At 53.3% G+C, this 22,508-nt stretch carries 15 protein-coding genes and 1 tRNA gene; 2 read left to right on the forward strand and 14 right to left on the reverse strand.

Going from position 1 to position 22,508, the window contains the following annotated elements; genetic code table 11:
* Window positions 1–138: 138 nt before the first annotated feature.
* Both ACSPJT_RS18295 and ACSPJT_RS18300 read right to left on the reverse strand, forming a co-directional pair.
* The gene (locus tag ACSPJT_RS18295; RefSeq protein WP_435894008.1) at window positions 139–1,257 is read right to left on the reverse strand and encodes a CNNM domain-containing protein; all 1,119 of its coding nucleotides are present in this window, start codon (window positions 1,255–1,257) and stop codon (window positions 139–141) included.
* 263 nt (window positions 1,258–1,520) lie between these two features.
* Entirely contained in the window at window positions 1,521–5,681 is a 4,161-nt protein-coding gene (locus ACSPJT_RS18300; RefSeq protein WP_435894009.1) for a PVC-type heme-binding CxxCH protein, read from the reverse strand.
* Between the two features lie 159 nt (window positions 5,682–5,840).
* Between ACSPJT_RS18300 and ACSPJT_RS18305 the strand changes: the two genes are divergently transcribed.
* A complete protein-coding gene (locus ACSPJT_RS18305) occupies window positions 5,841–6,587 on the forward strand; it encodes a helix-turn-helix domain-containing protein (protein ID WP_435894010.1) in 747 nt (248 codons plus the stop codon).
* 27 nt (window positions 6,588–6,614) lie between these two features.
* On the opposite strand, the gene dnaB is transcribed toward ACSPJT_RS18305, so the two are convergent.
* The 12 genes from dnaB to ACSPJT_RS18365 form a co-directional block, all read right to left on the reverse strand.
* Window positions 6,615–8,072 (reverse strand): replicative DNA helicase, encoded by a 1,458-nt coding sequence (dnaB, locus tag ACSPJT_RS18310; RefSeq protein WP_435894011.1) that lies wholly within the window; start codon window positions 8,070–8,072, stop codon window positions 6,615–6,617.
* A gap of 451 nt (window positions 8,073–8,523) precedes the next feature.
* Window positions 8,524–8,597: transfer RNA gene (locus tag ACSPJT_RS18315), tRNA-Arg, on the reverse strand.
* Between the two features lie 142 nt (window positions 8,598–8,739).
* Complete coding sequence (locus ACSPJT_RS18320) at window positions 8,740–9,018, reverse strand: CopG family antitoxin (protein ID WP_435894012.1); 279 nt, start codon at window positions 9,016–9,018, stop codon at window positions 8,740–8,742.
* 19 nt (window positions 9,019–9,037) lie between these two features.
* Entirely contained in the window at window positions 9,038–9,316 is a 279-nt protein-coding gene (locus ACSPJT_RS18325; protein WP_435894013.1) for a BrnT family toxin, read from the reverse strand.
* A 94-nt stretch (window positions 9,317–9,410) separates the two neighbouring features.
* Complete coding sequence (locus ACSPJT_RS18330) at window positions 9,411–10,178, reverse strand: S8 family serine peptidase (protein WP_435894014.1); 768 nt, start codon at window positions 10,176–10,178, stop codon at window positions 9,411–9,413.
* Between the two features lie 83 nt (window positions 10,179–10,261).
* Complete coding sequence (locus ACSPJT_RS18335; protein ID WP_435894015.1) at window positions 10,262–13,237, reverse strand: endo-1,4-beta-xylanase; 2,976 nt, start codon at window positions 13,235–13,237, stop codon at window positions 10,262–10,264.
* A gap of 172 nt (window positions 13,238–13,409) precedes the next feature.
* Window positions 13,410–13,889 (reverse strand): hypothetical protein, encoded by a 480-nt coding sequence (locus ACSPJT_RS18340; protein ID WP_435894016.1) that lies wholly within the window; start codon window positions 13,887–13,889, stop codon window positions 13,410–13,412.
* 61 nt (window positions 13,890–13,950) lie between these two features.
* The gene (locus ACSPJT_RS18345) at window positions 13,951–15,219 is read right to left on the reverse strand and encodes an adenylosuccinate synthase (RefSeq protein ID WP_435894017.1); all 1,269 of its coding nucleotides are present in this window, start codon (window positions 15,217–15,219) and stop codon (window positions 13,951–13,953) included.
* A gap of 107 nt (window positions 15,220–15,326) precedes the next feature.
* Window positions 15,327–16,469, reverse strand: coding sequence for a glutamine-hydrolyzing carbamoyl-phosphate synthase small subunit (carA, locus tag ACSPJT_RS18350; RefSeq protein ID WP_435894018.1), 1,143 nt, complete (start codon window positions 16,467–16,469; stop codon window positions 15,327–15,329).
* A gap of 127 nt (window positions 16,470–16,596) precedes the next feature.
* Window positions 16,597–17,850, reverse strand: coding sequence for an MFS transporter (locus ACSPJT_RS18355; protein WP_435894019.1), 1,254 nt, complete (start codon window positions 17,848–17,850; stop codon window positions 16,597–16,599).
* Window positions 17,851–17,983: 133 nt separating this feature from the next.
* Window positions 17,984–18,607 carry a hypothetical protein gene (locus ACSPJT_RS18360; protein ID WP_435894020.1) on the reverse strand — a complete coding sequence of 208 codons (624 nt, stop codon included), beginning with the start codon at window positions 18,605–18,607 and terminating at the stop codon, window positions 17,984–17,986.
* Window positions 18,608–18,660: 53 nt separating this feature from the next.
* Window positions 18,661–20,232 (reverse strand): glucose-6-phosphate isomerase, encoded by a 1,572-nt coding sequence (locus ACSPJT_RS18365; RefSeq protein ID WP_435896210.1) that lies wholly within the window; start codon window positions 20,230–20,232, stop codon window positions 18,661–18,663.
* Window positions 20,233–20,341: 109 nt separating this feature from the next.
* Between ACSPJT_RS18365 and ACSPJT_RS18370 the strand changes: the two genes are divergently transcribed.
* On the forward strand, window positions 20,342–22,453 hold the full coding sequence (locus tag ACSPJT_RS18370; RefSeq protein ID WP_435894021.1) for a RecQ family ATP-dependent DNA helicase: 2,112 nt from the start codon (window positions 20,342–20,344) through the stop codon (window positions 22,451–22,453).
* The last annotated feature ends 55 nt before the right edge of the window (window positions 22,454–22,508 follow it).

Here is a 22,508-nt window from a genome sequence, read left to right on the forward strand (position 1 = left end):
AGCTATCCTGTCTAACACCAAACAAGCAAATGATCGCTGGCATCCTTGTCTGTAGCCTGTGTAATGGGCTAACAGGCGGGGAGCCAGCGATTAATCATTTAGTTCGGATGTAACGTTTCAACTGATGACCGGCAGCCATCAGTGATCAGCTTGCTCCTGTGTGGTTTTAGCTGCATCGGGCTGTAGCTCCGCTGGCTCGACTTGATCGACAGGGATCCCCATTTTGCTAGCACGTTGTTTCCAGAGCTTGCGTGCTAGTTTCTGCATGTCCTCATTCCTGTCCAATTCATCGACAATTTCGAGGCCCAGTAAGGTTTCGACCACGTCTTCGATGGTCACTACGCCCTCCATGCCGCCAAACTCATCAACGACCAGCATGAGGTGCTGATTGTTCTGAGTAAGCTGTTGGAACACCTGATAGACGGATGAGAATTCAGGAACCAATTTAATTTCTCGGATAAACCCGCTGATACTTGCGTCACCATCACCACCGGTAAGTTGGGCGGCCATAACATCGCTTTTTAGTATAAAACCAATGATTTCATCGCGATTTTTCCTAAACACAGGAATACGCGAGAACGGTTTGGCTAGAGCTTCGTCCAAGAATTCTTGCACCGTCAATTCCTCAGATACCGCGTAAACGACAATGCGCGGCGTCATGATGTCTCGCACCTTCGATGATCTGAAAAGAAACAGGTTTCTGAGGATTTCGCTTTCCTCATCTTCAAGCTGGCCGGAGCGAGAGCTGATTTCTGCCATCGCGATCAGCTCTGCGCGGCTGACAGCGTGGCCGGAGGTCTGCCCGCCGAGGAAGCGAGTGATCAGGCGCAGAATCGGTAGCACACCCACCCATGTCAGCACGAAGATCATCACACGTAGAAAGTGGGTGGATGGTCTTGAGAGGGGGCGCCAGAATTTGGCACCGAGCGTTTTGGGGATGATTTCGGAAGCGACAAGTATCAAAAGGGTAAGCACGCCGGCAAAAAGCGCCTCGCCAGTATTGTTATGAAGCACGTTCCATTGGGCACCCGCCCCTGCCGCACCCATGGTGTGTGCGATTGTGTTCAGTGTCAGAATCGCGGAGAGAGGCCGGTCCACATCAGCCTTCATTTTGGCCAGTGTATGGGCGTAGGCCTTGTCTCTCGAGATTTCATGTTCGATGAAACCGGGCGTGACGGAAAGCAGGACTGCCTCCAGCACTGAGCAAATGAACGAGACCCCCAGTGCCAGCAGCACGTAAAATATCAGAAGTGCCATGATGTGGTATGAATGGGATGAGCCGGAACTAAGGTAAACATGTGCTTGTCCTGCACGTTGCAGGTATATGGGGATGATATGCCAGATTTCAGCTAGATTCTAGAAAGAAAGACACTAGTCATTGCTGAGTTCCGAACTGGAGGTGTGAACGGTATAAAATAAGCGGCGAAGGATTTTCATCCTTCGCCGGTGTTCGGGTGATAGATTCCCAACCGTACGAAGACAGCTAAGTCTTCGCTACGGTTAGTATGCAAATTCTGTTATTACTTCCACCCTTTGAGATACTCCACGATATCTGCCACATCTTGTGCTTTCAGACCTAGTTGATCGGCTGAGAGCATGAGGGAGTGCTTCATGGGCTTAATAGATTTGACTCTGTTGCGTGGGATCATCTGGGTAAGTCCACCAGTCGACTTGACGATGACTGGGTCAGCATTACTGATGACGAGCCCTTGCACTTCTTTGCCATCCTTGAGTTGCACGGTGTATCCGCCAAAGCCGTGGGCGATGTCAGCACTTGGGTCGACGATGCTGAGGGCGATCGCGTCCTTGGTTTGCGTCTGGCCCCAACCTTGGAGGAACGGTCCGTAGTTGGCTCCGTTGCCATCGACTTGGTGACACATGACACAGCGCATCAGTGTGGCTTTGCCTTTATCAGCATCACCTTTGAGGGCTAACACATCTTTCGCAGAGAACGACGGTTTGCCTTCGGGGGCTGGTGCGGACACTGGATTGACAACGATTTTAGCTGGATCGTAGATGCCGCGTTTCTTGAGTTCGGGCATGAGATTGTATTGTTTCCAGATGCCAGTACCGAGTCTGAACAACCAGTAGCCCGCCTCTGCTTGAACGGGCGACTTCGCTGCCAGATCCAACATGGCGTTGGCGGATGATTTGTCGTTGATGAAGGCCAGGGACTCAACGGCAAACACTTTCTGCTTGTGACTGAGTTTCTTACTCATCGCGCGGGCTTTGAGGTCGGCTACAGCGGCTGACGGCCAGAGACGCCATGTGATGCGGGCGAAGCTGTCCGACCAGTCCTCTGGGTTGGCTGATCCGAGCTCTTTTTTCATCGCGAGCCAAACTTCGTTCTCCTGGTTCTCTGCACCTAGACCGATAGATTCGATGTAGTTCTTATCGTTGCCATCGTAGTCCTTCTCTTCGTAACTCTTGGCCACGGCGGTCAGGATTTCAGCGGACTTGGCTGCTGGGAGGCCACGCATGGAAAGCGCAACATCACGGCGGACGGCACGGGACTCATCACTGGCCAGTTTCTTGGCGTAGGGAAGGAAGTCCTTATCGGCACGCTGCAGAGCGCGGAAGGCTGTCAGACGGATCTCAGGGTTCTTGTCATCGAGCATGCTGACACATTTCTTGAGTCCTTCATCGCCAAGGTGTGGCAGGAGCCAGATGGCGCGGGCTGCGACCCACTTGTTAGGATGGCTGAGTAGTTTCTCAACGGCACTGAGTGATTTGGCACCACCGGCTGCGAGGCCTTTGAATCCGGAATAGCGAACGTTGATCGCGGGGCTCGAAAGCGCAGTGATTTGTCCCTCGGTGGTGTTGAAGTCCATCGCGGGGATGCTAGGTTTGAAACCTTTTGGTGCGATGCGGTAGATGGCTCCTGAGCAGGAGTCATCGAGGTCTCCGTGACCACCGACACGACCATCGAACCAGTCTGAGATGTAAATCGCACCATCAGGGCCTACTGCCACGTCGGACGGACGGAATTGGGTAGGGGACTCCTTGCCCTTCCAGTTCGCATGACGCTCTTTCTTTTGATTGCGGATGATGAAGTCAGAACCAGCGAACTGGCCTTCCGGATTGGTGGTGCAGAAGTCGTGGCGGTCGAGTTTGAAAGTGGCACCGTTAGGTTCTGGCTGGTAGCCAAAGATGACGTTTTTACCCGCCTCAGCCGAGAGCAGCAAGCCGTCCCACTTTTCACCGAGCGCTCCATTTTCGTAGAAGACAACACCGGTGGGTGAGCCGCCGCCGTAGATGTCACCGGCATCGAATGTGCCTGGGTCATCCTGACGCCAGTGAGCGCGGCCGTGGTCCTGGCCTGGGCGCATGTCCTGACGCCAGCTACGAGTTCCGTAGCGGTTGAAGTATCCAGCAGAGCTGTATGGCAACACATAGGAAACGCGACACGCTGGCGGGTCATCGTTGTCATTCTGGAACAGGTCACCGAGTGAGGTGGTGGCGTGTTCGTAGGAGTTGCGGTAACCGTGACCGATGATCTCGGCATTGGTTCCGTCAGGATTCATTCGAACAGAGAAGCCTGATGTCCAGATAAAGCCATCGTCACTTTTCTGACCTGAGACTTTGCGGTTGTCGACAAACCAGTCGCCCCCGCCGCCTTTATAAGTGCCTCCCATGCGGAAGGTCTTACCAGATTTATCGGTAAAGATGGCACCGCAGTTACCATTGTTGAAATACCATTTTCCGTCAGGTCCGGCGGTCATGGAGTGCAGCGAGTGATCGTGGTTTCTGGCATTGAATCCAGTCAACAGGACTTCGCGCTTGTCGACACTGGGATCGAACTTGAGGTCGCGGTTCACATCGGTGTAAACCAGCATGTGCGGTGGTTGGGCGACTACGACAACGTTATCGAAAACAGCCACGCCGAGTGGTGCGACGAGATCTTTCTCTTGAACAAAGGTATGGGACTTGTCGGCCACGCCATCGCCATCGCTGTCTTCAATGACCACGATGCGGTCACCACCGGGGCGACGACCTTTGTGTCGGCGGTAGTTGACACCTTCGGCAGCCCAGATGCGGCCTTTGGAGTCGATATCGATATTCGTAGGATTGTAGAGAAGCGGGGATGTTGCCCAGCGTGTGACTTCGAGGCCTTCGGGGACTTTGAAATACTCAAGATCCACATTGCGCACAGCTTCGTTAGGTTCCCATGGTGCATTCGGATCACGTGGTTTTTTCACTAAGAACTGAACGGCTGCAGGAGTTGGTTTCTCTTCGCGAATGGCGCCGCCATCGTCGAGACCGACAAGTGCGGTAAACTTGACCGCACCTTGGGGTGGTTTGACGACAATGGAGGACTTGGCATGAGTGCCGAGACCTTGTTTGTATGTTTTGCCTCCGACGATCAGTTCACCGCCTTCTACATCTTTGCCAAACTGGAGTTTTTTCCATCCTTGCTTGGATGATACGACGTGTTTGGCTTCTAACGGAATTGATTTGCCCGAGGCATTGACGAACACGGGATTGATCCAGTTCGCCCAGTCATGGCTCACGTCGCCGAGGTCGTCGACGATCAGTTCAATTTGTTCAAGACCTTCGATCTCTGCACTGATGGTTTGGATGCGTGTGCTGTCGCTGGCTTTGATCTGGGGGCTTTGTGCAAGGATGCTTGATGCCGAGCTAGATGTTTTTTGAGACGCCTGATTTTTCTTAGCGGCCTTTTTCTTGGGCTCTTTCTTTTTCCCTTTTTTCTTAGGTGAGGGCATTTGCATCGGCTTCTGCTTGAGCAGAGCTTCGGTAGGGAGCAGAACCGGCTTGCCTGGGACAGGGCGGTCGAGGTTCTCATTGAGTTGCTCCTGTGTGATGGGTTTGGAAGGAACGCCGTCCTTAGGAACATCACCACGAGCCAGCCAGACGATGGCGTTGAGAACCAGCTGACGGAAATCATCGATTGCCCAGTTACGGTGATAGTGCCCACCAACAAATCCAACTCCGCGCGCACCTGTTTCCGGATCACGGCACCACATCAGAGCCTGTTCTTTACCCATCGTCGCTTCGCCGTGCTCATTCCAGAGATTGATGTAACGGACAATTTTTTCAGGAGTCGGTGTGGCTGTGGCCAGCGCGTGGCAACAGTCGCATTCCTGCTTGGAAGGGAAGCGCATGTTCCAGTAAAATTCATCGTAGGCGGTGACCTTGGCTTTGATACCATTGCCCACAGGGTGACCAGACTTAGGAGTCATGTCTGCGATCCAGTGCGGATTTACCGACCAGCCTGTTTCCATGTAGCCGCCGATCCACGGGGTGAAATATTTCTGTCCCACCGCTTTGGATGGGTGCACGCCGTAGTGCATGAACATGATGCCCATGCCTTCTTTGACTTTTTTATCGAGGAACTCGTATTTATTTCCAAACTTACCACCGGCATCCGCGTAAACGATACAGGCGTCTACACCGTCGAAGATGGATTCATCTTTTGGCCAACCGTAAAAGTGCACCTTGGCTTCGACATCGAGTCCACTCTCGTTGAGCGCCTTGGCGAGTAGCATGCAGCCCGCGCGGAACTCGTGTTCACCGTTGCCGTGGCTGGGGTTTCCTGCGAGGAAAAGGATCTTTTTCTTAGCGTCTGCCGTAGCGGCTGAGATGACAAATACCGTCAGGATGAGCGCTGTTAATTTTCCCCAGAGTGTGGGGTGGAAAAGTCGAGTTAGTCTGGATTTCATAAATGGATTCGGTTGAGTGGTAGAGGGACTATACGTGGTCGTTCGGGTTTATGAATAGGTCATTTTCGTCAAAAAATTGACTATTTCCATCATTTTCATACGTTGAGACGACACTCGTTTTTCAAGGTCGACAGCAATTCATGCCACAAGATGCCCACCATGCAATCATCAAACTCGCTGGACACTTTTCTGGCACAAATGAAACCAGGTCAGATATCCACGATCCTGATGGACATGCTACCTGAGATCATCACCTGCATTAAGGATATCAACGGAGTCTATATCTATGTGAACAGGGCTTTTGCCGAGACCTTGCAGCGTGATTCTGAAGAAATCCTGGGAAAAAATGATGCCGAGCTTTTCGGCACGGAGCTTGCCAGAAGCTACATGAAGGATGATGCCGATATCTGTGAGTCCGGGGATCCGATTCTGGAAAAGGCAGAGTTAGTCACTTATCGACCAGGAATTGTGCGCTGGTATATCACCAGTAAAATTCCACTCTATAATACAAAACAGACAGTCATCGGAATCGCAGGAATCTCACGCCCGTCATTAGCGCACCAGCACATCAGTGTGAGTGGACCGATGGCGTCCGTGGGCAAGGCGGTTGATTACATCTACGAAAATCTAAGCGAGGGGATCGGTGTAGATCAGCTGGCGAACATTTGCGGACTTTCAATAAGCAGTCTGGAGCGGCATTTCAAAAAGCACTTCGACTGCAGCCCGGGCAAATTTATCAGTCAGGTGAAAATTTCATCGGCCTGCAAATTGTTAGCCGATCCCTCATACACCATCGCTGCCGTTGGGGATAAACTGGGCTATCCGGATCCTGTAGTTTTCAGTCGAGCCTTCAAACGTGAAATGAAAGTGAGCCCCAGCGGATATCGCAGGTCGCTCATTCGCTAGAGGGTGGAAGAGGAACGGTTACCGATTTTATTCCTCGTCATCGCCCCAAGCACGAGACTCGAAACGCATGATTTCCTTGATGAAGGTCAGCGGCACATCACCGGTAGGACCATTACGGTTCTTGGCGATGACCAGCTGAGCTTTGCCATCTTCCTCGTCACGATCCTCTTGGTTATCGGCATAGTAAGCGGACCGGTAGAGCAGTCCTACCATATCGGCGTCCTGCTCGATGGAGCCTGATTCACGGAGGTCGGACATCCGAGGTTTACCGCCACCACCGCTACTACCGACCCGGCTTTCCGGACCACGGTTAAGCTGGGCGAGCACGATGATGGGAATTTCCAACTCCTTGGCCAGAGCCTTGAGGCCGGCGGAAATTTCGGCCACCTCACGCTCGCGGGAGTTCTGAGCTTGTTTCGAGTTTGATCGCATTAGCTGGAGGTAATCGATCGCGATGACCCTGATGTCGCCCTCCTTCTTTTTCCTGCGAGCCTTGGCACGAAGTTCGTTAATACTGATCGATGGAGTGTCATCGATGTAGAGCTTGCAGTTCTTGATTTCCTCAGCGGCTTTTTTGATTCGCAAAAGATCCGCCTTCACCGGCTTGTAACCTTTCATCAGGCTGGATTTGGCAAAGCGGGAGCGGGCGTAAAGCAGACGTTCGACCAGCTGGTTGGCACTCATCTCCAAAGAGAAAACCATCGAGGGGAGACCTTGATCGAGACACATGTGCTCTACCAAGTTCATCGCGAACGAGGTCTTACCCATCGACGGACGAGCCGCAACGATGAACATCTCACCAGCCTTGAGTCCGCTCGACATTTTATCGATGTCTGGGTAGCCGGTGGTGATTCCATTGCCTTGGCTTTTTCCGGCCAGAAAATCCTGAAGTTGATCGAGCACGACCTCTACGGATTTTTCCACAGTGATTTCTGTGTTCTTTTCAGCTCCTTCACGGATCGCCAAGACCTGCTGCTCGACGTTGTCTAACAAGGCCTCCACTTCTTCCTGTTCATCATAAGCACGGGTGATGGCTTCGGTGCACTGGCTGATCACCGAGCGCAGCACATATTTGTCCTTAACAATGTCAAGGTGGTGCATGAAATGCGCGTGGGTAGGTGCGTAGGTATAAATCTCGGTGATGGCGGCAGGTCCACCCACCGAGGGCAGCAGGCTCCGATCCATCAGTGTCTGGGTCAGTGACACCAGTTCGATAGGCATGTTTTGCTCAAAGAATTCTAGCAGGATCTTAAATAACGCACCGTGCGCAGGATGATAGAAATGCTGATCGGTGAGTTTGTTTTCCACCGCAGCAGCCACATATTCTTGAGGATCCTGGAACATCGATGACAGGATACTCTTCTCTGGCCCGATCGCGTGAGGCAGTGCCCGCTCGGCGGAGCTATGGTCTGCAGCGGCAGGAGCTTTCTGTAAGGCAGGGCCGCCTTTCATGGGAGATTTTGTGGATTGAGTATCAGTGGCCATGGACAAGCCTCGTTGTAGAACATTCCCGGAAAAGGTCAATCTGGGTAAGTGGTGAAATGGTGTGAATAAGTCAGTTTGTTGATAAGTCTTGGACTGGCAGAAAAACAAGTCACAGCGCGCCATGTGAATATCTTGTTAAGAACCTGTTGATAAGTTTTATTCACAGAGCAACTAAGCTCCACAATTGGCTAGTTAAAACCTGAAAATTCAATCATTATAACATCTTTATAAGCTGTGAATACGTCGGTGTTCGTTCAGCGGGATCACTTATTCACAAGCTGAACAAGAGATGTGTCACCTTAGCCCGTGAAGTTAAATGTGTATAAGATGAACTCTGTATTTCACCTCAAAGACTCCACAAGATGGAGTAAAACATGATCCTTACCCACTGGTGTGCCTGACACGGCGGCAAGTGATCACAAGCAAAGGATCACATCTGGATAGAAAAAAGCACGCCCGACAGGATTCGAACCTGTGACCTACTGATTAGAAGTCAGTTGCTCTATCCAACTGAGCTACGGGCGCTTTAAAAATGGGAGCCGGAAAAATCCGTGAGGATGCACGGACAGGCAGGAGGGATTTACGAGGCTCTGGGGCATCCGTCAAGACGGGATGAGTGGCTCGACTGGAAAATTATCGTGTTTCCACTGTTGGTGCCTTAAAAACCTTATTCGGGCAGGTTTCTCTGCTCTTCCTCAATGCGCTCGGCGAGCCATTGTTTCATCATCGACTGGTAGTTGAGGAACCGCGAACGAGCCAAGCGCTTGATGCGCGACAGCATGCGTGGGTCAAATCTCAGTGTGATGGTGGTGGATTCACGGGAATCGGGCTGATGCACGGAGCTGGCGAGAAGTTTGGCGTCGAGTTCGTGTTCGAGCCAAAATTGAGCTTCGTCAGATTCTTCTTCGAAAGCCGGAATGTCTTCCCAGTTGCTGATAGTTTTCATTGTATGAAAAGTGAGAGTGTTACTTGATTTCGCCGTAGCTGCGTTGATAGAAGCGAAGTTCGGAATCGGTCATCTCGCGGGCAGCGTAGATGCGGGCGATTTTTCCGTCGGTCCAGAATGCGATAAAGAGGTGCCGGTCCTGCACCGTGCGTCCCAAAGTGTAATAACGCGCCTCACCGTCTTCGCGGTCAACGTCAGGGAGCAAGCGGATGGCAAAGGGGTCTTCGAGGATTTCTTCTAACTCACGCGGATTGGTGAGTTTGAGATCGATGGGTGAGTCGGTAAGATCAAGTTCCATGGGTAGGGACGTAGATGGATGCGTTGCAGGGATAAAAACACATGGAAGCACATTTGAACATGGTTTTTTTGTCAGTAAGACAGTGCAGGGAAAACTATTCTGTCGGCGACTTTGCGATTTGGCGCAACAGGGACTTCGCATGCAATGGATGGATGCCGGGAAACACGGAGAGAATGCGTGCCAGCATCGCTGTCACACGGGGGGCGGCGAAGCTGCTGCCGAAGACTTCCTTGTTCTCTCCGCCGATCCAAGCGGCGGAGGATTCACGACCCCTGATAGCAAATTCGACCAAGCTGCCTGACCTGCTTTGTAGGTCGTCGCCATCATCCGGATCAGCACCGACTGCGATGACGGTTGGAAAATGGGCCGGCCACTCGGCGGTGTGGAAACCGGTGTTACTACCGGCTGCGACCACATGGATGGCGCGCAGATAGAGCGCGTCCAGCCAGCCTTTGTATACAGCCGCATCCTGAGCTCTGGCAGGGGCTCCAAAACTGCATTGGATAATGTCGTAGCCGCGTAGTGCAGCTGCTCTGACTCCCTCGCGGATAACGGCGGCACGAGACTCTTTGAAATGGCCTAATACCCTGAACGATCCAATTTCAGCCTGCGGTGCGAGTCGATGAATAATACCTGCCACCGCCGAACCGTGGCCGAAGACATCTTCTCCGCATCCATCGACGGCTTCGATTTTTCCTCCCCGCGATTGGATCACGAGGTCATCGGACAAAGTCAGACTAGCAAGGGCCGGGTGGCCTGTTTCCACGCCAGAATCAAGAATGGCAATGCGGATGCCTTCGCCCGTTCCGTCTTGCAGGGCGGATCGCGCTTGATCGGGATTGATCCATGTTTCTTGAGCCATCAAGGTATGAGCCGCATTGCACCACAAATTGGCAGTTAGTCCGAGAAATAATTGATCGTGACCGCATCGACTGAACCGACTAGTTACTGCAGACCGGAAATTTTTACTTCGTCGAGGTAGACTTTGTCTGTGTTGTTAGTGGCGTCACAGACAAAGCGAATTTTGAAATCGGAAGTCAGATTAAGCGCAGCGGGATCGAGCGTCACGGTGACTTCATTAAACTCATCGTTTTGGAAATCGACGAGGTAGGCCCATGTCTGGGCGGTGACCCAGGTGCTGCCGTTCCAGTACTGTAACATGAAGTCATCCGTGGCGTCTTCCATTCCCTTGGCGTAATACCAGAAGTAAATGTCCAGTTGATCATACTGGGTGGCGTCGATGGTGCCGGCCTGTTCGATGTTGGCATGAGGGGAGTCATCTCGGATCAGGGCTGCATTGTTGCCTTGGTGAGCGTATGTGGCTCCGGTGTAGATGCTGCCGTCGCCACCGCTGCTGGTGAATGTGCCAAAACCGTTTTCAAAATTATCAAACAAGAGATCCGACCACACTGGCGGCGCGGCGATTACCTCGATGGTGACAGTGGCATTGACCGGTGGATGGACTCCATCACTGGTGCTGATGACAAAGGTATTGCTGCCGGCGTCTTGGTCACTGGGGGTGCCAGTCAGCTGGCCGTTGTCACTGACGCTGAGCCATGCTGGTCCGGAAACTTTGGTGAAGATGAGGTCGTCCGGACGTTCGTCGAGCACACGCCATTTGACCCACTTACTGTAAGCGACACCTTCGTCGGCATCAGGGGTGGAAAATGTGTCAGTGGGATCCCAAACCGGAATATCGTTCCAGCGGTTGGGGTCAGTGGGGTGGAGGTCATCCACATCCGCGTGACCATCATTATCGTCATCACTGTCTTCATCGTCTAACAAGCCGTCGCCATCGCTATCGACCGCAATGATAAAGGTGATGCTGTCGGTTTCTTCCAAGGGCTCCGTGATCGGGTATTCATGCCCACCGTGCTGGATGACAAATGAGTAGTCACCGAGAAAGCCCCGATAAGAGGTAAGGCCAGAGCTGTCCGTGGTGAGGGTGTCCTCGCTGTGCCACTGCACTTTGGTGAGGTAATACCAGACCAGGCCGTTGAGTTTGAAAGTGCCGTCGTTGTGAATCAGTCCGTGGTCATCGTTGTAGAAGGTCCATGCATTGAAAGCATAGACCAAGGGATGACTGAAGTACGTGCGCAGGACCTCGGCGGTGATCTGGGCGCGCAGATCCTCGGTGGGTGCAAATTCGTGGTCGAGGTTCGGATTATAGGCTTTGGGTTTTACCTCGAACTCGGTGGCCGCCATCGGCAGGCCGTAGGCGGCAAATTCCTCAAGACGGGTATAGAGCAGAGACGGATCCGTGCGCTCCCATCCAAAACGGCTCTGGAAGCCGAGACCGTGTATAGGTGCGGAGTCGTCGAGCATCAGTTGCACGTTCGCTTTGTATGCGGCCGAGCGATCTGGGTAAAGATTGTCGGTCCAGCCGCCGACCGTGGATGGTGCTGAGATTATTTGGTAATCGTTCAACAGCAGGCGTGTGTTCTGGTTTACTCTGTGGGTGGCTGCGGTTTCGAACCATTCGGACATGACGTCTTCGCCTAACATGTCTTGGATGTCGTGGTTGGTGATCGGCTCGTTCAGAACGTCCCACTCGTAAACATCCCACTGGCTGGCCCAGTCGGCTATTTCCGCTTTTGCGGCTGTATCGAGGGCTGCCTTGGCCGCTTCGAGATCTTCTGGGGCGGCATTGTAGCAATCGTCGAGTTTTTCCCTGACGGCATCGGAAATGTGAGTGCCACCGGGCCAAATCAGGGCGTGTCCACGGACCGGAACCTGGTTATTTGCCGCCCACTGGAAGAAGTCGTTGAGGTAAGGTTTGAGGTTGGTTTGTAACCTTGGTTTTAACGCATTGTTCAGTCCGAAGGCATTGAACATTTTCAAGGCATTGGACTGATACTGGGCGGCATCGATGCCCGGTGTTTCACCGACGCGGTCTTTCGCCCGGAGGATGCCACCGAAAATAAACCGGTGATTAACGAGCGTTGATTGGATGGTGGCATTTTCCACCGGTCTGCCGTAGGTGTCGACCAAGGTTATGTTCAGATCCGCCTTGCGGTGGGATTCGATACGATTGTCTGCATCCTCACGCCACGGCTCGGCTGTGACCGCTTTGGCATACAGGGCGATTTTTTCCGAGGTGTTATTGTCGATGACAATTTCGAGATCGTCCTCCATTTTCTGCCGTTCCTTGGGTGAGAGGCGATGCAGGTAGGGGATGCCTGCTTTGGCCTCAGCGAGTGTGCTGGCATGTCGAAAATTCTCCACCGCGACAGCCGGCACGCTGGTGGGAAGAAGGTCGCCGGTGAGTTGCATGCGGTACTTGCTGAGTGTGGCTCCGGCGAGATCCGTGGTAGTGATTTCAGCTGTGGGGGTTGGCGAGAAGGTGCCCGCGCCAGTGGTATCGATGTAGTAATTCATCTTACCGTTAGTGTAGTCGCAGGCAGAGATGACGCTGATAGATCCTGTTAGTCCCACTACAGGGCTGAGGTCCTGCCACACACCATTGACGCCCGCCTGTAGCACGATGGTGCTGTTAGATTGGTTGTAATTGATACGTAATCCCCAGTCCTTGTTGTTCTGGTCGCGCAACGCGAAGGCGGCGATATTGCCCACGTCATTGGCCGCTGCCGAGAAGTCATAGCTGAAATCCACACGCAGATAGGTGTCGGTAGTGACCATACTGCCAATTTCGCCGTTGGCGAAGTAGCCGCTGTTGAAGCGGGTGTCACCGGTGGCCGGATTGGCATCATTAGTTCCTGTTAGTTGTCCCTTTTGTATGTCGTAACCTAGTTTGGTATTGGTCCAATAGCCCACGGTGTTGTCGACAGTTTGTGCTCCTGTTAGTTCGACGCCGTTTTCATCGTGATCAAACTGCCACTCATTGATTATGTCGGCAGATGAGTAAGAGGCAGCTAAAAGAGGAGCAGAGAGAAGGACGGTTTGAAGTGTGTGGGATTTCATCTGAGTATGGAGTAAGTGCACAGCGATACAGAAAGTATCCATTCGTACAATAATCTCAGTTACCCTAGAGAAAGACCTTGAGTAGGCAATGCACCGAAGTGTTGAAAAAAATTCAACAAGGAGTGAAAACGAGAACTACAGAAGGGGGCAGAAGTTGAAGTCGCTAGGTGGATCACGAAGAGCTATTATTGGAACTCCGCCGCCACATCAGCAAGGTCAGCCACATCGCGAGGCAGGTGGTTTCGATGTCTGGAAATGATCCGGACAAGGTTGTCTTGCGAGTGAGCATGTGGTTGGGGGCTATCGTTAAATTTGCCCGTCCTCCGTGGAGTGACATGGCGCGGCTGAAGATGGACTGGGCTTCCAAGCGATAAGTTTCACCTGAGCTCTGGATGATGAACGCCCGTGAAAATGGGGAGAGCTTTTCTGCCGAGACACGGACACCGGATTGATCAGTAAGAGTCCATCTTCCTTGAAACAGGCCAAGCTTATTCACTCTGTAATACTTTCCGTCGAGTGAGACGCTCCCTTGCTCTCCGAACCAATTAAACATCAGTTCTGCCCGGTGGCCGCCTCCTTCTAGCAGGCTGTCGCTCGAGAAGATACTCTTCGGTTTGCAGGTCATAATCATGGGAGAAATGATAACGGACATAAAAAAAGACCGCCATGGTGAATGACGGTCCTTTTTGTAATCGTTCTGTGTGGAGCGCGTGTTAGACCACGATGGTCTGCTCGCGTTCAGGTCCGTTACCGATGTAAGAAACGGGGGCGCCGGCGAGTTCACCGAGCCTTGTTAGATAGGCTTTGGCGTTTTCCGGAAGGTCGTCCCATGAACGGGCCGAGGTGGTGTCGGTCTGCCAGCCGGGGAGCTCTTCGTAAACTGGAGTAGCCTTGTCCCAGGCAGCGCGGTTGGCTGGTGGGGAGTCGTGGCGTTCGCCGTCGATCTCGTAGGCGGTGCAGACTTTGATGCTTTCGCGCTCGTCGAGTCCGTCGAGGATGGTGACGGCGAGATCGGTGACGCCGTTGACCATGCAGGCGTAACGGATCAGCACCATATCGAGCCAGCCGCAGCGGCGAGGACGACCGGTGGTCGCGCCGAACTCCATGCCGCGGGCGTGGAAATACTCGGAGATCTCGTCGTTTTCAGTGATGAATGGACCGGAGCCAACACGGGTGGTGTAAGCCTTGCAGACGCCGACTACACGCTGGATCGCGGTAGGTGGTAGTCCGGAGCCGGTGCATGCGCCGCCGGAAGTGGTGTTAGACGAGGTGACGAATGGGTAAGTGCCGAAGTCGACATCTAGGAAAGAACCTTGAGCTCCTTCGAAGAGGATGGTCTTGTCCGCTTTCCATGCTTCATGAAGCACAGGGATGGTGTTGGTGACGTGTGGACGGAGACGCTCGATGGCGGGGGCGATTTCGTTCCAGACTTGGTCGGTGGTGAACGTCGGGAGTTCGTGACGCGCGAGTGTTTCGTTGGCGTCGGCGAGACGGATATCGATCAGTTCACGGGCAGTGGTTTCGCAGAGGAGGTCCGCCAGGCGCAGGCCGTTTCTGTTAGCCTTGTCAGCGTAGGTGGGGCCGATGCCACGTTTGGTGGTGCCGATCTTGTTTTTGCCAAGAGCGGCCTCGCGGGCGGCGTCGAGCTCGCGGTGGTAGGGGAGCACCACGTGGGCGCGATCCGAGATCAGAAGTTTCTCAGCAGACACGGGAATTCCGGCTTCTTCGAGTTCGGTGATTTCCTTGCAGAGACCGACAGGATCCATCACCACACCGTTGCCGATGACGCAGGTCTTGCCTTCCCAGAGAATGCCGGAGGGCACGAGGTGAAGGATGTATTTGGTGCCGTTGGCGATGACGGTGTGGCCGGCGTTATTGCCGCCCTGGCCGCGCGCGACGACGTCGGCTGTTTCCGTGAGGTAATCGACAATCTTGCCTTTGCCTTCGTCTCCCCATTGGAGACCGCAGATGATGGTGTTCATGATATTGTGAGTAGTGATTGGGAAGTGGGTTAAAATGCGGCTCTTGGGAGCCGTTTAAGTGATCAGCTCCCCAGAGCTGCTATTCCCTACTTCCAATTTCCAGTTTCCTATTTCCGAGATGCTTCGATCAGCTCAGCGAATTCGCCGAAGAAATAGGTGGCGTCGTTTGGCCCGGGGGCGGCCTCGGGGTGATACTGGACGGAGAAGGCTGGGTATTTCTTGTGGCGGAAACCTTCAACAGTGTCGTCGTTCAAATTCACGTGGGTGATCTCGACGTTGTCAGGTAGTGAATTGGCATCGGTGGCAAAACCATGGTTCTGCGCGGTGATGGAAATTTTTCCGGTGCGCATATCCTTCACTGGCTGGTTGCCGCCGCGGTGACCGAACTTGAGTTTGTAAGTCGTTCCGCCGAATGCGTGGGTCAGGATCTGGTGGCCAAGGCAGATGCCGAACATCGGAGTCTTGCCCAAGAGTTTTTTGACTTCTGCGTGAATGTAGTCGAGCGCAGCAGGGTCGCCAGGGCCGTTGGAAAGGAAGACGCCGTCGGGTTTCAGCGCCAGCACTTCCTCGGCGGGAGTGCGGGAGTTCACCACGGTGACGTTGAATCCGGACTGACGCAGGTGGCGGAGAATGTCCCACTTGATACCGAAATCGTAGGCTACGATGTTGTATTTCGCCTCGGGCAGTTCGATGTAGGTGCCGACCTGACCAGTGCAGGTGTTAGGGATCGTCCACTCGCGGGATTCTCCGTCCCACAGGTAGTTTGACTCGGTGGAGACTTCCTTGACGAAATCGGATCCTTCCATGGGAGCGGAATCCTTCGCGGCTTGAACAGCTTCTTCCGCGGAAAGCTCAGTCGAAATGCATGAGCGCATGGCACCGGCTGAGCGTAGGTGTTTGGTTAGCGCACGGGTGTCGACACCTTCGATGCCGATGATTTTGTGCTCGGCAAAGTAATCAGGCAGTGTCTGGCGTGAGCGCCAGTTTGAGGCGACTGGGGAGAGCTCGCCGATGACGAGGCCTCGAACGTGGGGCTGGGAGGACTCGGCATCCTCGGGATTGATTCCGTAGTTGCCGATCATGGGATAGGTCATAGTCACGATTTGGCCTCGGTAAGAGGGATCGGTGATAATTTCCTGATAACCAGTCATCGAGGTGTTGAAACAAACCTCTCCGGTGGTGGTTCCTGTGTGCCCAAAGGCTTCTCCTTCAAAGGTGCGTCCGTCTTCTAGTGCCAGAATAGCTTTCATAACGATGGATTGGCCGCTTGTCCGTTGGGAGCTGGCCGCGCGCACTTTAGGTTTCGAGAATGAAGTTTCAAGTTTCAAGTTTGTCCAACCGCCGCTAATTCCACAGATAGGTGGATTTTGCCTCCCTTCAGTCGTGAATTTGCTGCCGATGCATCCTCATCGCGACACCCGCACCGATGACGCAGAAGAGGCAATAAACACTGAGCGGAATCAGCGGTGAGAATCCGTGCAGGGCTGATGTCACAAGGCCCATGACGATGATGCAGATTGCAATCAGCGTGTTCGAGGCTGACACGTAATCAGTTCGCTGGTCACCATCGGCGGCATCCACCACCCAGGTTTTTCGGCCAATCCTCACTCCTGCATATCCGAGATTAAATAGTAAAAATAGAACCGGCCAGCACCAGCTTGATTCCGACAGAGGCTCGAACCAGAGCGCGATCGCGATACCTGCGAATCCAAACATGGCGGTGGAGACTCCCCCGACGGCCATCGCCAAGCTGCCCGAACGATCCGCCAATTTTCCCCAGAGAAATGAGCTGACACCAGATGCCAGACCCGATGCGAGGACAAAGCCCACCAAGGTGATCAACGAACCGCCGTGTTTCTCTCCCAGCACCACCAGCAAAGGTGATGCCAGCGCGCTACCTAAAAGCAGACAGCGGCACAGGATAAATTTTCTGAATAGAGGGTCATCTAGCACCAACGAGAAACGACTTTTCAAATCGCTGACTACTTTCGGTTTTTCATCGGCATCCTCAGGTAGTGGTTCTTTCACCAAAGCGTAAACCGCGGCTCCCACAACCCATAACCCTGCAGCCACGAGCAGCAACCACGAGAGAACAGTGATCGTTTTGTGATCGCGGTATATAATCAAAAGCGCAGCGGCCACGGCCGAGAGTAGGCCGGATAATGTGGCCGACATTCCATTCACACGGCCTCGCACGCCCTTGGGGATACTTCGACCCAATACATCCTTTGAACTGATCGAACAAAATGCCCGAGCGATGGCAAATACCGACAACGCAGCCAGCACCGTCCAGCCTGCAGTGACGGCGGAAAAAAACATTGCGGCCAGACCCATCGAAGCGACAGCCAGAGCTTGAGCCAGCGCACCTGCGATAAACACCCACTTGCGACGTCTGACACGTTTCACCCAGCTGGAAATAATCAGCTGCGGTAACATGGAGCCGGACTCGCGTATCGGCACCAGCATGGAAATGATCGCTCCCGGAGCCCCCAGATAGGTAAGCACCCAGGTGAGCACCGTCTTCGGATTCATCAACACATCACCGATCTTGGTGCAGGTCTGCGCAGCAATGATCGAGGCGGCACTTTGCTTCTGGTCGCGTGATAAAGTGGGGCTTGTTTCCGAAGGCACGCTGATAACTAGATAGGTTGAAATGGATGCACAATGATCTTCACGGAATCTCCTTCTTAAAGTGAACAATGATCGTGTTTAGACAGGCCCCTAACTGAGAGCCGGTCGTGAAAGAGTAGCAGATAAAGGGCGGTTAGAACTTCAGAGCATCCAGTGCCATCTTGAGATTCATTCCTTTGGTTTTGTGGTAGCCCAATTCTGTCCGGACAAGAACCCAGTAGCTTTTACCGTCGGCAGTTGTTAGTTCAAACGGTTCGGTTGCCTGCATCGCGTTATCAGCGCCTCCGCTCTGAGCATCGAGGTAGCCTCTCACTTTGCGATTTAGCGAGGGGATGTTATAGCTTGCCCAATTTTGAGGAATCCAGCGCTGGACCTCAAACTCGACAGCCGCACCTTCGTCTAACACATTGGGGGCGTTGGTGAGTTTGGCAGTGAAAGGTTTGGAGGTGATGTAAATTTGCACCGATCCGAACTCTAGCCGTTTCTCGTCAGGAGACATGATGCGCACGATCATGGACTTGCCGTCCTTTGCGACATTCCACTTGGTGCTCCATCCGGGGAGATCCAATGTGAGGCTGGGCTGGGGGAGGTCGGTCTTCGGTTTGGTATCCTGCAGTTCGCCGGTTGAGGAGAATATCTCATCGGTGAACTTGTCCACGGCCTTGCGGCTATCGTTTTTTGGGATTGGTGCCGGAGCCTTGGCACTAATCGACACGGAGAAAATCGCTAAAAAAGTTAGGCTGAGGATCGTTTTCATGATCCTCAGCCTAGCAATATCCCATCAGGTGGGAAACTTGAAAGTGCTGACAGTTACGCTTTTTTGAAGCTGTCCTCCGCAGGTGAATGGCCTGCAGAAACAACAGCCACGCCATTGCTGGCGAGGTGAGTCAGGCAGTGGTAAACATCCTCTGCATCGGCTTCGATCCATGACGCAATTTGATCGGCTGTTTGCTCGTTGTCACCTAGTGCTCCTTTGACCTTTTGAAGTAGGTCCAGGAAGATGCCGGCAGCTGCCTTTCCTGCCTCCACACCTGGCTGGTGGTAGGCGTTGATGTTCACTAACAGCGCGTAGTGGGAAACGGCACGCTCGAACAGGGCGATTAGAGCACCGATGGTGCGGGCGTTGACTTCTTCGATAGAAAGGGTGATGGATTTCCGGCCGCTCTCATAAAGTGCGGAACGAGTTCCACGAAGGAATCCCTGAAGATAGTCGGCAGAGGTGGTGTTAGGATCTACCTCTACGCTGTCGCCTTCACGTCCCTTACGAACTTCAATGAACGTAGCGAAGAAGTTTGGAACACCGTCGCGCAGTTGCTGCACGTAGGCGTGTTGGTCGGTGGAACCTTTGTTGCCGTAGACCGCGATGCCTTGGTGCACGGTGTTTCCGTCGAGATCCTTTTCCTTGCCGAGCGATTCCATCACCAGCTGCTGCAGATACTTGGAAAAGAGCACCAGAGAGTCTTTGTAGGGAAGAACGACCATGTCTTTTTCTCCTTTGCCATTCCCAGCGTGGTGCCAGGCGAGAGCGAGCTGCATAGCGGCATTGTCATCCACATTATCCACGCGAGTGAGAGCGTCCATAGCGGCGGCACCCTCGAGGAACGCATCGATATCAATGCCCTGCAAGGCGGCTGGAACAAGACCAACAGTGGACATGACCGATGTGCGGCCACCCACCCAGTCTTCCATTGGAAAAATAGTGAGGAAGTTGTTCTCCTTGGCGTAGTTGAAAAGTTTGGAGCCTTCTCCGGTGATGGCGGCTGCGTGTTGGCCGAACTCGAGACCAGTCGCCTCGTAGGCAGCTTGAGCTTCTAACATGCCATTGCGTGTTTCCGGTGTTCCTCCGGATTTGGATACCACGACGGAAAGCGTTTTGCTCAACCCACCTTGAGTTTTGGTGATGATGTCGGTCAGGGTGGCGTCCATGCCCGCAGGGTCTGTATTGTCGAAGAAATAGGTCTTCAATGGGCTTTCTGCTCCGAGTGCCTCGTAGATGAATTGAGGTCCGAGTGCTGAACCACCGATGCCGATGATTAGCAGGTTTTCAAACCGACCGCCCTTGGTGTTGGCTATTTCACCACGGTGCACTTTCTTGGCAAAATCCTTCAGCTCTGCGAGAGGTTCAGTGATCTGTTTTTTGAGCTCATCGTTAGGCGCGAGATCTGCGTTGCGTAACCAATAGTGACCGACCATGCGTCCCTCGTCTGGGTTCATGATCTCACCAGCTTCGATTTTTTTGATTCCGTCAAAAGCGCGCGAGATTTCTTTTTCCAATTTCTTGGAATAGTCGGCTGGCATATCCATGCGAGAAGTGTCGATGGAGAAGCCTAGTTCAGGGTAGCGGGTGACGGAGTTTTGGTAGGTTTGCCAGAGAGAGGACATGAAGAGACAATTACCGCTCGGGGGGATGAGGTCAAGCGTAGGGCGCGTCAGCACACTTTTATAACAATCCTTCATTGCTTGCTCTGTTTGCTCGGGTTTGAATGAGGACATGGCCGCTGCAGGAATCAAGGATGCGCTCGAAACTCTGAAGAAACACTTCGGTTTCGATGGCTTTCTCGACGCTCAGGAGGAAGTGGTCGATCAGATTCTCTCCGGCCAAGATGGTCTGATTGTCATGCCGACCGGTGGCGGTAAGTCACTCTGTTATCAACTCCCGGCGATGTGTCTTGATGGCGTGACCTTGGTTGTTTCTCCGCTGATCGCACTGATGAAGGACCAGGTGGATGCACTTCAGGAAAAAGGTATACCGGCCACGATGATCAACTCCACCTTGTCGTGGGACGAGCAACGCCAGCGTATCGATCAAATGAAGCGCGGTGAGTTCAAGTTGGTATATATAGCTCCGGAACGATTCCGCGCCGCTGCTTTCATGGATGCATTGAAAGAGGTGAAAATATCTCTGTTTGCAGTCGATGAAGCTCACTGTTTGAGCCAATGGGGGCATGACTTTCGGCCGGAATACATGCGACTGGGTAAGGCGCTGGATAAAATTGGCAGACCTCAGGCGATCGCGCTCACCGCAACGGCGACTCCGGTTGTTAGAAAAGATATTCTCGAAGTCCTCGCATTGCGCGAACCGTTCGAGACCGTCAGCGGCTTCAGTCGGCCCAACCTCTCGCTCAGCATCGTGGAGGTGGATAAGCATAAGGTGAAACACGCCCGTCTGCGCGAGATTGTCAGCCAGTGGAAGACCGGCATTGTTTACTGTTCCACCCGCAAACGCGTGGAGGAAGTCGGTGAACTTCTTCACAGCTGGGGAGTCAAAAGTATCGCATACCACGGTGGCATGACTCCGGACGAACGCGAGAGGACGCAGAATATCTTCATCAGCCGAAAGGCTGATGTGGCGGTGGCGACCAATGCCTTTGGTATGGGTATTGACCGATCCGATGTCCGCTTTGTGCTTCACTACGAAGTGCCGGGCAGTATCGAAGCTTACTATCAGGAGGCGGGTCGTGCAGGTCGTGACGGCGAGGCCGCCTATTGTGAACTACTATTCAATTACGCCGATACTCGAACGCAGGAATTTTTCATTGAGGGTGCCAACCCAGGCTACAAAACCATTTGTGACGTCTATCAGTTTTTGCAGAACGATTCCGATGCCAACTTCGAGATCCAGCGAACCATCGATGAAATCAAAGACGGCGCCGATGTCAAAAACGGCATGGCGGTAGGCAGTGCCTTGGGTATTCTGATCCGCAATGGTTACCTCGAACGCTTCGACATTCCCGGCAAACGAATGAAGGGAACCCGCCTGCTCCAGCCGAATGTGCTCACTAGCAAACTCAACATCGATCAGTATGCGCTGGAGGAAAAGGAAAGGCGCGATCGTGAGAAGTTAGATTCCATGGTGCATCTCTGTTACGGCAGACAGTGCCGCCAGCAGGCGATCTTGGAATACTTCGGCGAGGAAGACGCGCAAACCTGTGGTACGTGTGATGTCTGTATCAATGCCTTCGGTGGCGAGGCTCGCGAGCCGGCCAGTGACGAGGAGCTTCTCATCGTCCGCAAAGCCCTCAGCGGTGTCGCCCGTATGAGCCGAAAAGTCGGAGGTAAGTGGGAGGGGATCTTTGGTCGTGGCCGCATCGTGCAAATGCTCATGGGCAGCAAGTCGCAGGAAATTAAACGTGTTAGATTGGATGAGCTCAGCACCCACGGCATTCTCAAACCCTGCGGCACGGCCTATCTGAACGAACTATTTAGATCGCTACAAAATGCCGGACTCGTTTTCACCCAGCGTGGCGAGTTCCCGCTGCTGACTCTCACTCCGCAGGGTGAGAAGGTGATGTTAGGGAAATCGTCCTGTCGTCTGGTCTGGCCCGAGAAGCATCAGGTCAGCGCAGTCAAGGAGTCGGACATGATCATTGAGGAGTTCGGCTTTGATGGTCAGCTATACGATCGGCTCAGGGATTTACGGCAGAATCTCGCCCAACAAGAACGAGTGCCGCCTTATCAAATCTTTCCTAACAAAACACTCGAGTATTTTACCAGACTCCGACCGAAAACCATGGATGCCGGAATGCGCATCAAAGGGGTGGGCGAAGTGAAGGCCGCAAAGTATCTGCAAGACTTCATCGATGAAATCCGCTCGTTTGATTGATAAAGTGTTAGGTTTGGCCGTGGGGAACTGTCACAGAGCGAGAACCGAAAATACT

The sequence above is a fragment of the Oceaniferula spumae genome, assembly GCF_042849255.1.
In the GTDB taxonomy this organism is placed as follows: domain Bacteria; phylum Verrucomicrobiota; class Verrucomicrobiia; order Verrucomicrobiales; family Akkermansiaceae; genus Oceaniferula; species Oceaniferula spumae.